The organism is Brevundimonas sp. UBA7838 (assembly GCF_002500885.1).
In the GTDB taxonomy this organism is placed as follows: Bacteria; Pseudomonadota; Alphaproteobacteria; order Caulobacterales; family Caulobacteraceae; genus Brevundimonas; species Brevundimonas vesicularis_C.
The window spans coordinates 1-10,951 of record NZ_DLTK01000054.1; the positions used below are offsets into that span (position 1 = coordinate 1).

A 10,951-nucleotide genomic window follows, 5' to 3' on the forward strand; every position below is an offset into this window, starting at 1 on the left:
GGCCCCAGCTCGATCTTCGCCTCCCGCGTCGTCGCGATTGCGCCGACCGAGGCGGCGACGATGGCGGCGATGGCGAGCCATTGCTGGCCGGTCAGATGCTCGTGCAGGATCACAAGCCCGGCCAGGGCGCCGACGGCCGGCTCGGCGCTGAGCACCACGCCGAAGGTGCGTTTGGGGATGCTGCGCAGGGCGACCATTTCCAGCGAATAGGGCAGGGCGCTGGAGAAGATCGCCACCGCCACGCCCGCCAGGATGATGGCGGGGTTCAGCAGGGCGGCGCCCGCATGGGCCACCCCGAACGGGACGACGACCAGGGCGGCGACGCTCATGCCCAGCGCCACCGACTGACCGGCGTGCAGGTGCGACAGCCGCTTGCCGAAGACGATGTACAGCGCCCAGCACAGGCCGGCGAAGGCCGCCAGCGCCATGCCGACGGGATCCAGCGCGCCGGCCCCGGCCTTCAGCGGCAACAGCAGGCCCAGGCCGACGACCGCCAGACCGATGCAGGCGAAATGGATGGGCTTCCTCGAATGGATCAGGGCCAGGGTCAGGGGGCCCATGAACTCGATGGCGATGGCCAGACCCAGCGGAATGGTGCGCAGGGCCATGTAAAAGCTGAGGTTCATCGCCCCCAGCACGACGCCGTAAAGCGCAATGGCGCCCAGGTCCGCGCGTGTCAGGCGGAACCGCCAGGGCCGGAACACGGCGACCAGCAGAACGGCCGAAATCCCGACGCGATAGGCCGAGGTCCCCTCCGCCCCGATCACCGGAAACAGCGTCTTGGCGAAGGAGGTGCCGCACGCCAGCGTCACCATGCCCGCAAACAGCGCCAGATAGGGGATCAGGCGCGCCGCCAGCGGCGAGTTCAGATGGGTTTTCAGGGCCAGCGACGTCATGGCGTAAAGCTAGCGTAACGCCGCTTGCGCTTCCCGGCGATTTTCCGCTTGAATGCGACGGAAATCGTCAATGGAGACCCTGTAATGACGAATTTCGTCACGCTCGACGATTTCGACCATAAGCTGCTGATGCGGGTCCGGCGCAACAATCTGGAGCCGGCGCGGGTGACGGCCGAGGCGGTGGGTCTATCGGAATCCGCCGTCCTGCGCCGCCTGCGTCGCCTGCGGGCCGAGGGCGTCATCGCCGCCGACGTCGCCGTCATTGATCCCGCCCGGGTCGAACCGCGCATCGTCCTGCATGTCCAGGTCGAGATGAACACCCAGGACCGCAAGGTGATGGACGCCTTCCAGCGCGCCATGAAGTCCAGCCCCGAGGTCCAGGGCTGCTGGGATGTGACGGGGGAAACCGACTATCTGCTGACCGTCGCCGTGCGGTCCATGCAGGACTACGAGGCCTTCGGCATCCGCGAACTGGTCCCCGAAAAGGGCGTGCGCGGCTTCAAGAGCATGATCGTGATCCGCGAGGTCGTCGGCTTCGACCCAGCGCGGGCGGTGCTGGAGCGCTAGGTCGCCGGGGCCTCGACCACCAGGATCGCGCCGACGCCCTGGGTTTTGTTCTCGATCGTGCCGCCGATCTGGCGGACCAGGCTGTCGATCACGCGCATGCCCAGGCTGCGGTCGCTGCGGGCGGCGATCAGGTCGAAGCCCTTGCCCTGGTCCGCCACGGTGACGGTCAGGCGTCCGTCGGCGATGCGGCCTGTGACCGCAACGGCGCCGCCCTCGGGGCCATAGGCGTACTTGATGGCGTTGGTGACCAGTTCGTTGACGATCAGACCGAGCGGGATGGCGATGTCGGCGCCCAGCGGCGCATCGGACGCCTCGCAGGTGACGACATGGCGGTCGCTGCCGGCGTCGATGGCCTCGCACAGCTGGCACAGGAAGTCGGACAGGATCACGGTCTGGACGTCGGCGCCGCGCCACAGCTGATCATGGACTTCGCTGATGGCCTGGATGCGCGATCCGGCCGTGGCCAGAGCGGCGCGCACCTCGTCGGAGGCCGCGCCGCGCGCCTGCATCGACAGCAGGCTGGAGACCAGAGACAGGCTGTTCTTGACCCGGTGGCTGACCTCTCGAGTCAGCAGGGCCTGATGTTCGATGGCGGCCAGAAGCCGCTGCTCGGTCTGCTGGCGGGCGATGGCGGCGCCGACGACGGCGGCGAAGGCGTCCAGGAACAGGGCGTCGCGGGCGTCGAACTGGCCCTCGTCTGGACTGTCGACCTCCAGCACGCCCCAGGGTTCGCCATCCAACTCGGGCCGGATCAGGACGTTGATGGCGCGCCGCACGCCGTGGTCGGCCAGAAGCTTGGGCGTATGGAAGCGCTGTTCGTTCTCCAGATGGTTGGAGATCAGCGGCTTGCCGGTCTGGAAGGCGTAGCCGGCCGGCGAATCCAGCTCGACGCCCAGCGAGGCGTGACCCTCGACCTCGCCGCTCCAGCCCACGCCGGCGACCAAGACCAGCCGGTCACGGCTTTCATTGTGGATCAGCACCTTGGACAGAGGCGTCTCCAGGCCGTCGGCGCAGACCACGCAGGCGGCGTCGAGCAGGGCCTGACGATCGCGTTCGCGCAGGGCCACCTCGCCGAAACGCGCCAGCAGCGATTGCTGCTTCAGGCGATAGCGCAACTCGTCGGCGATGGAACGGGTCTCGGGTGTCGGCGCATCCTCGACCTTGGGCGCGACGGGATCGTCCATCTGGATCTGGGTCTGTGCCGCCGCGTCGGCCCACACCTCGGCGACCAGTTCGGCGATCTCCGGGGTCAGGCCGGGGTCGGAGGGCGGGCGGGTGTGGGGCAAGGGCGGAAATCTCGGTTCGCGCGACGGCGACATATAGGCTGACATAGCCGCTCTGAAAGGTTTGCGCAGAAATCATCGCGCGTCACCCCTTGCGTGGGGGCGCAAGAGCCATGGTCATCCGTATCGGTTTCGCCTAGGCCGGTCCCCGCGGCGCTACAGCGTTCGCTGGAAGAAGCGGACGATCTCGCGATTGAGGTCCCTGTGAAAATCGGCGCGGTTGCAACCTGGCGTCGGCGTGCAGATCTGCGGCGCCTCAACCGCCAGGGCCGGAGAGCAGGGCGGCAGGAAATCGTAATGACCTGCGCCTTCGATGCGGTGATACTCCGGCGCGGCGCCCAGCCGGTCGCGGATCGGCTCGACGTTGTAGGGCGCGGGCAGAATGTCGTCGGCGCCCGCCTGCCACAGCTGAACCGGAATGCGCACGGCGGCGAGGCTGTCGGACGTGAAGGAAAAGCCCAGGGCCGGGGCGGCGATGACGGCGGCCTTGATCCGGTCGTCCTTCGCACGCGGACGCCAGGTCGACAGGTCGATCCCCATCGCGTCCAGCAGGCGGCAGGCGAAGAAACCGGGATGGGCCTGGCAATGGTCGCCGATGGCCGCCGCGTCCGAGACCCCGCCAATGGCCGAGGTGACCGTGAAGCCGCCCGCCGAGAAGCCAAAGGCGCCGATGCGGTTCGGATCGATGGCGACGCCGCCCGGCCGCGCGGACCAGTCGCCGGTCATGTAGTCGATCAGGCGGCTGAGCTGGGGCGCGCGATTGGTCAGTTGGGTAGAGCGGCTCATGTCGCGATAGTTGTCGCCGGGATGGGTCAGGGCGGCGACCACGAAGCCGGCGTCGGCCAGGGCTCTGGCGGTGTCGGCATGGCTGCGCAAGCCGCCGCCGTTGCCGTGCGAGATGACGATCAGGGGCGCGGGCCGGCCATCGGCGCGGCGGCTCGGCAGCCAAACCCCGGCCTCGACCGCACCGTCCGGTCCGCCGGGAAAGGTGAACACCTGGTCGGGCGCCTGCGGATCAATCTGGGCGCGCGCCGGGCCTTGGGCTTGTGGCGCGGTCGCCTGCACGGGCGATGCGGCGCCGGCCAGAAGGATCAGGGCCAGGCTGAGGCCGGCGGTCAGGTTTTGGGGCGGCGAGCGATGGGGCATGTCGGTTTCCGTTGGTCGAGACGACCCTCTGTTCGGGGCAAGACGGAGCGAGCGCCAGCCGCATTTCGCCAATGGGCGAACGGGTGCGTGGACGGGCGAAGGGTTCGACGATAGTGGGCTGACGAGGGGAGGGACGATGACGCAGAACGCCGCTGACAGACTGAATACGCCGCGCGCCTGGGCCGTCGATCTGGCGGCCTGCGCCGTGACGGGGGTGGTGTTGGGCGCTGTCGGTCCCTTCGGCAGCTTCTTCAACGACGGGCTGGCCGTGCGGATCGGCTATTGGACGGCGGTTCTGGTGATCAGCGGCGCGGTGTTCGGCGCTGCGATCCGCTGGGCCTGGCCCAGGATGCGCCGCAGACGCGTGTCCATGCGGTTCTGGCTGCCCATGCTGATCGTCGTCGCCAGCGGGCCGACCGCCTTGATCAGCCGGATCATCGCCGTGGTCCTGTGGCCCAGCATTCGCCAGCGTGTCGGCTGGGTCGAATGGTACGGGCAGGCACTGCTGATCGGGGCCGTCTATGTCGCGCTCTACGCCCTGTTACGGATGCGGACGTCCGCTACGGCGACGCGAGCGGATGAAGGCGATCCGGGCTTTGCGCGCACCCTGCCCACGGGGTTGGGTCGCGACCTGATCTGCCTGCAGATGGAGGACCATTATGTGCGCGTGCACACGACGCGGGGCTCGCAGCTTGTCCTGATGTCGCTGTCGCAGGCCGTCTCGGCGTTGAAGGGCATCGAGGGGCTTCAGACCCATCGCTCGTGGTGGGTGGCGCGCGCGGCCATCGTCGGGGTCGTCGAGGACGGCCGTAACCTGCGCCTGGCCCTGACCGGTGGTCTGACGGCGCCGGTGTCGCGCGCGCGGGTGGCCAATCTGCGGGCCGCCGGCTGGCTTTAGGTCAAGGGTTCTGACGGTCGTTCGCAGAAATGATCGCGCGTCACCCCTTGCGTGGGGCGGCGAGGCCTTATCTGTTGTGCGCCAGCATTCGAGGAGACCTTTTTCATGACCGACTTCAGCTATGACGCGTCCCGCCACCTGAAGAAGGGTCGGGGCAAGGTCTATGACTCGATCGTCGACACCATCGGCGACACCCCCATCGTGCGTCTGCCGCGTCTGTCGGCGGAGTACGATACGAAGGCGACGGTTCTGGCCAAGCTGGAGTTCTTCAACCCGATCGCCTCGGTCAAGGACCGGATCGGCGTGGCCATGGTCGAGGCGCTGCAGGAGGCGGGCAAGATCGATCAGGACACGGTGCTGATCGAGCCGACCAGCGGCAACACCGGCATCGCCCTGGCCTTCGTGGCGGCGGCCAAGGGGCTGAAGCTGACGCTGTGCATGCCTGAAAGCATGTCGATCGAGCGGCGCAAGATGCTGGCGCTGCTGGGCGCGCGGCTGGAGCTGACGCCGGCCGAAAAGGGGATGAAGGGCGCGATCGCGCGGGCGCAGGAACTGCTGGAGACCACGCCGAACTCCATCAGCCCGTCGCAGTTCGAGAACCTGGCCAACCCCACCATTCACCGCGTCACGACGGCCGAGGAAATCTGGAACGACACGGCCGGGGCGGTGGACATCGTCGTCGCCGGCGTCGGCACCGGCGGCACCATCTCGGGCGTCGGCCAGGCGCTGAAGGCCAAGAAGGCGTCGGTGCAGTTCATCGCCGTCGAGCCCGAGGCCTCTCCGGTGCTGTCGGGCGGCGCGCCCGGCCCGCACAAGATCCAGGGCATCGGCGCCGGCTTCGTGCCCGCCATCTATGATCCGTCGGTGGTGGACGGGGTCGAGCAGGTCTCCAACGACGACAGTTTCGACATGGCCAGAAAGGCCGCGCGGGTCGAGGGCATCCCGGTCGGCATCAGCTCGGGCGCGGCCCTGACCGCCGCCTTCCGCATCGCCGCGCGCGAGGAGAATGAGGGCAAGACCATCGTGGTGATCATCCCGTCCTTCGCAGAACGCTATCTTTCGACCGCGCTTTTCGAAGGTCTTTAAGCGGAGCTTTTAGGCCGTTCGCGTGTTCGATATCGGACGCGCGTGCGGCTCCGCTTGGGATGAGGGACGGCGCGCGGCGGATTAACAACGCCGGAGCGTTTCATGCCTGTCGCCGCCCTTCGCCTGATCGCCGTCGCCGGCGTCTCGGCCCTGGCGCTCGCCGCCTGTTCCAACAATGACGACAAGGCGGCGGTCGATCCGTCGATGTCGCCCGAGCAACAGTCCGCAGCCGCCGCCAACACCCCCGTCACCGCCCAGCCGCGCCAGATCCGCAATGTGCCGGTGGATGTGCAGGGCGTGACAGAGGTGGGCGCCACGGTTCGGGTCAAGAACGTCGATCTGGCCGAGGACGCGACCATCCTGGACGTCAGCATCTCGTTCGCCAGCGACATGACGAACGATGTGCAGATGGCGACCAACGCCACCTATATCGAATTGCCCAACGGCCAGAAGCTGCGTTTGAAGCCGCCCGAGGGCAATCCGAACATGAATATCGTCAAGGGCGACACCATGAACGGCCGCCTGGTGTTCATGGGCGCGGTGCCGGCCGGGATGAACCAGATCTCGGTCGTGTTCAACGAAGGCTCGACGTCGGACAGCATCATCGGTCCGTTCCTGCGCATGACCATTCCGCTGACCGCCCAGGCCGCCCAGAACCCGACGAGCGGAGCGGCCGGATGACGGGACGACACGCGCCCGCCATGGCGGCGGCGCTGTTGGCCGCAGGATTGACGCCCTGCGTCGCCTCGGCCCTAACGGTGCGGCTGATGAGCGGCAGCGCCATCGGCCTGCGCTCAACCTTCGAAAAGGACATGGCCGCGCCCCGGTCCACCTTCGCCAAGTCGGGGCCGGACAGCGCGCTGGAAAGCGTGTTCGTCTCGTCCGAGGTCGCGCCCGAACGGGTCGAGACCACCCGCAGCCTGCTCAGCGAACTGAACGCGCGGCGCACCGACGGGGTGATCGTGATCGACCTGCCGGCCGATGTTCTGTTCGACTTCGACAAGGCGACGATCCGGGCGGACGCCGAGCCGGCCCTGACGCGGGCGGCGGAACTGCTGAAAAGCTATCCGCAGGCCCAGGTCAGCATCGGCGGCCATACCGACGCCAAGGGCGACGACGCCTATAACGAAGGGCTGTCGCTGCGCCGCGCGCGGGCGGTGGCGGCGCGGTTGCAACGCGAGGCCGGGCGCACCCTGGGCGCCGAGGGCTTTGGCGAGCGGAGGCCCGTGGCCCCCAACGTCAAGCCGGACGGCTCCGACGATCCCGACGGGCGTCAGAAGAACCGCCGCGTCGAGATCCGCATCACGCCACGCGCGGGAGGCTGAGCATGGCCTTGATCCCTTGCCCCGCCTGCGGGCGTCAGGTGTCTGAGGCGGCGGTCGCCTGTCCCAACTGCGGCCATCCGATCGCGGGCGACGCGGCGCGGCCGTCGGGCACGTTCAAGGAGGCCTTGACGCAGCCCGAGGCGGTCAAGAGCGGGATCACCGTCCTGGGCGTCTTCGTCGCCGCGCCGTGGATCGCGCGGGTGCTGGCGGTCATCGCCTTCGTGATCCTGGCCATCGTGGTGGTGGTCAACAAGAGCTGATCCGGCTCACGCCCGGTTAACCGCTCGCTTCTAAGGTGGGGGGATGGGCGATCTGGCAGCCATGATCGGGGAAGAGGCGACGCCGCCGCCGCTGCGTGCGCGCCGGGCGCTGCTGAAGCGTCTGGCCGACGTCGTGTCCCTGCCCGCCAGCCGGATCAACGCCTTCGAGCGAGCGGTGACGGGCGACCTGCTGGTCGAGATGCTGCGGCTGGCCTCGCACGATGAGCGCAAGCGCGTGGCCGCGCGTCTGGCGCCGCTGGCCGAACTGCCCAACAGCGTGGCGCGCATCCTGTTGCGCGACGATCCGGACATCGCCGGCCTGCTGATCGAACAATGCGCTTCGCTGAGCGATGCGGACATCGTCGGCTGTGCGCGCGACGCCAGTTTCGAACACCGGATGCTGCTGGCCGTGCGCCGGGGCCTGTCGGAGATCGTGACCGAGACCCTGTTCTCCTTCGGCGAGATGGAGGTGATCGAGGCGGTGCTGCGCAACACGACCGCGCGCCTGTCTCAGCTGGGCATCGAGACGGTGGTTGGCCTGAGCCGCCAGTCGCCGAGCCTGTGCAGCCCCTTGCTGAAGCGGCCCGAGCTGAGGCCGTCGGGCGCTTATGTCATGTTCTGGTGGTGCGCGCCCGAGGATCGCCGCACCATCCTGCAACGGTTCGCCGTGTCACGCGAAGTCATGCAGGAGGCGTCCGAGGACGTCTTCGCCATCGCCAATGACGAAAGCTGGTCCGATCCTGTCGCGCGCAAGGCGCTTCAGTTTATCGAGCGCCGCCAGCGCAATCGCGCCGCCATCGAAAAGAGCCCGTTCGACAATCTGGAACACGCCGTCATGGTCTCCGCCAGCGAAGGCCTGACGCGCGAGACGGCGTCCGAGATCGCCTTCCTGGCGGGGATCAAGCCGCTGACGGGGGCCAAGCTTCTGGGCGATCCCGGCGGCGAGCCGCTGGCGATCCTGTGCAAGGCGACCGGGATGTCGCGCGTCGATCTGACGAATCTGTGGCGCTCGATGCGGCGGCCCGAGACGACGGCGGACGGCAAGATCCATCCCGACTGGGAGCGTGTGCAGATCACCTATGAAATGCTGGCCGTCGATCGCGCCCAGACGGTGCTGCGTTACTGGAACTGGTCTTTGTCGTCAGCCCTGACGCCCACGCTGTTGCGCGCCATTCGCGACGGCGAGGATGACGCCGTCGATGAATATTCGGCGCCGGAGCGGGCGGCGATGATGGTGCTGGCCGAAGACTTCGGCCGATAGGTCTGATCACTAAAGTCGAATGCATAGACGTGCATATCGCACCGCTTATACGCGTGTTTGCTTTTACGGCGAAACAACCCTATGACGCTATTGGGGTCGTTCGGTTGGAGAATCAGCCGAACTCAATAAATCAGGAAAGCGAAGCCGATAATGGAAGATAAGCCCGAACTGCTGGAGATGACCGCAGACATCGTGTCGGCCTATGTCGGCAATAACTCGGTCTCGGCAGAGGCCCTGCCTGCGCTTATCGCCAATATTCACGCCGCCCTGTCGGGTGTGTCGAACGGTCCGGTCGAGGCCGAACCTGAACCCAAGGAACCGGCGGTGCCGATCCGCAAGTCGATCGCGCCCGATTTCCTGATCTGCCTGGAAGACGGTCGCAAGTTCAAGTCGTTGAAGCGTCACCTGCGCACCAAATACGACATGAGCCCCGAAGAATACCGCGCCAAATGGGGTCTGCCGAAAGACTATCCGATGGTCGCCCCGAACTACGCCAAGGCGCGTTCGGAACTGGCCAAGTCGATGGGCCTGGGCCAAGGCGGCCGCAAGCCCGCCCGCGCCGCCGGAACCCGCGCGAAGAAATAAACCGAACCGTTTTCGGTCATAAGACGCCCGCTTCCGACCGGAGGCGGGCGTTTTTGCTTGGGGGACACACGATCTTCTCCCTCCCCCCTGCGGGGAAGGGTGGTCGCGTAGCGACCGGGTGGGGCCGGCCCGGCAGGGACGCCCCTTCTTGAAACAGGAAGGATGGTTGGACGTCGCGTTGCGGTCCCCACCCGGCTTCGGCTGCGCCTCAGCAACCCTCCCCCCGCGGGGGGAGGGAGAGGTCAACGAGGCGTTAGGCCGCCTGGGCTGTCCGGCGCATGCGCCAGAAGCGCAGGGTGCGCAGGGCCGCGTCGCGGGTCAGTTCGCCGTACATGCGGCCGTAGGCGGCGGCCTTGCCCATCGGATTGTCCTCGGCGCCCAGGACGGCGACGGCGTAGGTCAGATAGACGGCGCGGTCCATGTCGGCCGCCTTGCAGACCACCGACAGCGCGTCCAGGTCCTTGCGCTCGACGATACCGCGCGCAGTGTGGAAGTCGATGTCGGCCAGCTTGGACAGGGCGATCAGGAAGGGCGTGCGGCCGTTGGAGCGCAGGAAGCGGATCAGGGTCTGGGGCGTCAGCTGGCCGGCGGCCTGAAGCTCGTCGATATATGCCAGGTTCTCGGCATAGTCGGCGGGCAGGGCGCCGTCGTCGGTGGCCACCCGGGTGCGGCCGGCCGCGAGCGCCGCCTCCAGCAGGGCCGGATCCATGCGCGCGTTCTGTTCCAGGATCTGGTGACGCAGCCGGGCCTCGACGACGAAATACATCTCGTTCAACAGGTCGGCGGGCAGGCTCTGGCGCTCGACGGTGGCGGCATGCAGGGCTGGGTTGGCCTTGGCGCGCTCGATGGCGGTTTCGGAGGCGGCCCGCGACAGCTGGGCGCCGTCGTTGCGCAGCAGGGTGTTCAAGGTGTCGTCGTCGCCGTGCTCGACGATGACGTCGGAAACCGCCTCGGACACCGTCGCGCGGCCCGAGACGGCGCGCAGGTGGCCCTGGCTGCGCTTGCGCACGACCTGGATCAAATCCTCGTCGGTCAGGACGGTGGAGGCGCGCAGAACCTGTTCGGCGACCTCGATCTCGTCGTCGGCGAAACGGCGGATCAGGCTGTGGGGGGCGTTGGGGGCCTGTGCGAAACGGGCGGCCAGTTCGGCGCGGACCGCGACCTCCATCTCGGCCGACAACTTGGCCAACACCGTGCCGTAGAGCGCGGTTTCGTTTGCGTTGGGCGAGGGCGCACCAAAGAAGTGGGCCGTCAGTTCACGCAGCAGCAGACGACGCTTCTCGCTGGACTCCTCGCTGGCCAGGGCGATGAGTTCGGGCAGGCGCGAGCCCTTGATCTCGGCAGGTTCGATCACGGCGCGATCGCTCATGGCAGGTTGTCGGCTTCAGTCTGTGGCACGGCGCGCAGGGCGCCGTTGGCGTTGCGGATCAGGGCAGGCGGACCGTCCGGCTGGGCCAGGTCGCTGGATTGCGGCGTCTGGGCCATCTGGACAGGCATGGCGTCGAGGTAGGTCTGCTGCGGCGCAGGAATGGCGTCGGGGTGACGGCCGGCCTGGCGGTGGACCGAATAGTAGCGGGCGCTGTTGTCGCCGGCGACGGGCGTCTGGGCGGCCTGACCGCTGGCGGCGACGGCGGCGGCGTCCAG

13 protein-coding genes are annotated in these 10,951 nt (G+C 67.9%); 8 read left to right on the top strand and 5 right to left on the bottom strand.

Annotated elements, in window-relative coordinates:
- A partial coding sequence (locus tag B3T77_RS03945) for an EamA family transporter (RefSeq protein ID WP_292077435.1) occupies positions 1 to 896 on the bottom strand: 896 nt, incomplete at its 3' end.
- An 84-nt stretch (positions 897 to 980) separates the two neighbouring features.
- Here B3T77_RS03945 and B3T77_RS03950 point away from each other — a divergent pair.
- A complete protein-coding gene (locus B3T77_RS03950; RefSeq protein WP_292077436.1) occupies positions 981 to 1,463 on the top strand; it encodes an Lrp/AsnC family transcriptional regulator in 483 nt (160 codons plus the stop codon).
- On the opposite strand, the gene B3T77_RS03955 is transcribed toward B3T77_RS03950, so the two are convergent.
- Together B3T77_RS03955 and B3T77_RS03960 are read right to left on the bottom strand one after the other, a co-directional pair.
- Positions 1,460 to 2,749 carry a sensor histidine kinase gene (locus tag B3T77_RS03955; protein ID WP_292077437.1) on the bottom strand — a complete coding sequence of 430 codons (1,290 nt, stop codon included), beginning with the start codon at positions 2,747 to 2,749 and terminating at the stop codon, positions 1,460 to 1,462. The genes B3T77_RS03950 and B3T77_RS03955 overlap by 4 nt on opposite strands.
- Positions 2,750 to 2,902: 153 nt before the next feature.
- A complete protein-coding gene (locus B3T77_RS03960) occupies positions 2,903 to 3,892 on the bottom strand; it encodes an alpha/beta hydrolase family protein (protein WP_292077439.1) in 990 nt (329 codons plus the stop codon).
- Positions 3,893 to 4,028: 136 nt separating this feature from the next.
- Here B3T77_RS03960 and B3T77_RS03965 point away from each other — a divergent pair, with 136 nt between their 5' ends.
- The 7 genes from B3T77_RS03965 to B3T77_RS03995 all read left to right on the top strand — a co-directional run bounded on the left by B3T77_RS03965 (position 4,029) and on the right by B3T77_RS03995 (position 9,307).
- On the top strand, positions 4,029 to 4,790 hold the full coding sequence (locus B3T77_RS03965; RefSeq protein WP_292077442.1) for a LytTR family DNA-binding domain-containing protein: 762 nt from the start codon (positions 4,029 to 4,031) through the stop codon (positions 4,788 to 4,790).
- Between the two features lie 105 nt (positions 4,791 to 4,895).
- A complete protein-coding gene (gene cysK / locus B3T77_RS03970; RefSeq protein ID WP_292077445.1) occupies positions 4,896 to 5,876 on the top strand; it encodes a cysteine synthase A in 981 nt (326 codons plus the stop codon).
- Between the two features lie 102 nt (positions 5,877 to 5,978).
- Entirely contained in the window at positions 5,979 to 6,557 is a 579-nt protein-coding gene (locus B3T77_RS03975) for a hypothetical protein (RefSeq protein ID WP_292077446.1), read from the top strand.
- Positions 6,554 to 7,201 (top strand): OmpA family protein, encoded by a 648-nt coding sequence (locus B3T77_RS03980; protein WP_165115590.1) that lies wholly within the window; start codon positions 6,554 to 6,556, stop codon positions 7,199 to 7,201. Before B3T77_RS03975 ends, B3T77_RS03980 begins: the two co-directional genes overlap by 4 nt.
- A gap of 2 nt (positions 7,202 to 7,203) precedes the next feature.
- The gene (locus tag B3T77_RS03985; RefSeq protein ID WP_292077450.1) at positions 7,204 to 7,461 is read left to right on the top strand and encodes a zinc ribbon domain-containing protein; all 258 of its coding nucleotides are present in this window, start codon (positions 7,204 to 7,206) and stop codon (positions 7,459 to 7,461) included.
- A 43-nt stretch (positions 7,462 to 7,504) separates the two neighbouring features.
- Positions 7,505 to 8,722: a DUF2336 domain-containing protein gene (locus B3T77_RS03990; protein WP_292077452.1), complete on the top strand. Its 1,218-nt coding sequence runs from the start codon at positions 7,505 to 7,507 to the stop codon at positions 8,720 to 8,722.
- A 150-nt stretch (positions 8,723 to 8,872) separates the two neighbouring features.
- Positions 8,873 to 9,307: a MucR family transcriptional regulator gene (locus tag B3T77_RS03995; protein ID WP_055753018.1), complete on the top strand. Its 435-nt coding sequence runs from the start codon at positions 8,873 to 8,875 to the stop codon at positions 9,305 to 9,307.
- Positions 9,308 to 9,560: 253 nt separating this feature from the next.
- On the opposite strand, the gene B3T77_RS04000 is transcribed toward B3T77_RS03995, so the two are convergent.
- Both B3T77_RS04000 and B3T77_RS04005 read right to left on the bottom strand, forming a co-directional pair.
- Positions 9,561 to 10,676 (bottom strand): DUF2336 domain-containing protein, encoded by a 1,116-nt coding sequence (locus tag B3T77_RS04000; protein ID WP_165115596.1) that lies wholly within the window; start codon positions 10,674 to 10,676, stop codon positions 9,561 to 9,563.
- Positions 10,673 to 10,951: hypothetical protein (locus B3T77_RS04005; RefSeq protein ID WP_292077457.1), on the bottom strand; the 279-nt coding region annotated here is incomplete at its 5' end. The genes B3T77_RS04000 and B3T77_RS04005, both read right to left, overlap by 4 nt.

Excerpts from the sequence above, each read along its gene's own strand:
- B3T77_RS03950 (WP_292077436.1), top strand. The coding sequence starts at position 981 with ATGACGAATTTCGTCACGCTCGACGATTTCGACCATAAGCTGCTGATG.
- B3T77_RS03960 (WP_292077439.1), bottom strand. The coding sequence starts at position 3,892 with ATGCCCCATCGCTCGCCGCCCCAAAACCTGACCGCCGGCCTCAGCCTG.
- B3T77_RS03965 (WP_292077442.1), top strand. The coding sequence starts at position 4,029 with ATGACGCAGAACGCCGCTGACAGACTGAATACGCCGCGCGCCTGGGCC.
- cysK (WP_292077445.1), top strand. The coding sequence starts at position 4,896 with ATGACCGACTTCAGCTATGACGCGTCCCGCCACCTGAAGAAGGGTCGG.
- B3T77_RS03975 (WP_292077446.1), top strand. The coding sequence starts at position 5,979 with ATGCCTGTCGCCGCCCTTCGCCTGATCGCCGTCGCCGGCGTCTCGGCC.
- B3T77_RS03980 (WP_165115590.1), top strand. The coding sequence starts at position 6,554 with ATGACGGGACGACACGCGCCCGCCATGGCGGCGGCGCTGTTGGCCGCA.
- B3T77_RS03985 (WP_292077450.1), top strand. The coding sequence starts at position 7,204 with ATGGCCTTGATCCCTTGCCCCGCCTGCGGGCGTCAGGTGTCTGAGGCG.
- B3T77_RS03990 (WP_292077452.1), top strand. The coding sequence starts at position 7,505 with ATGGGCGATCTGGCAGCCATGATCGGGGAAGAGGCGACGCCGCCGCCG.
- B3T77_RS03995 (WP_055753018.1), top strand. The coding sequence starts at position 8,873 with ATGGAAGATAAGCCCGAACTGCTGGAGATGACCGCAGACATCGTGTCG.
- B3T77_RS04000 (WP_165115596.1), bottom strand. The coding sequence starts at position 10,676 with ATGAGCGATCGCGCCGTGATCGAACCTGCCGAGATCAAGGGCTCGCGC.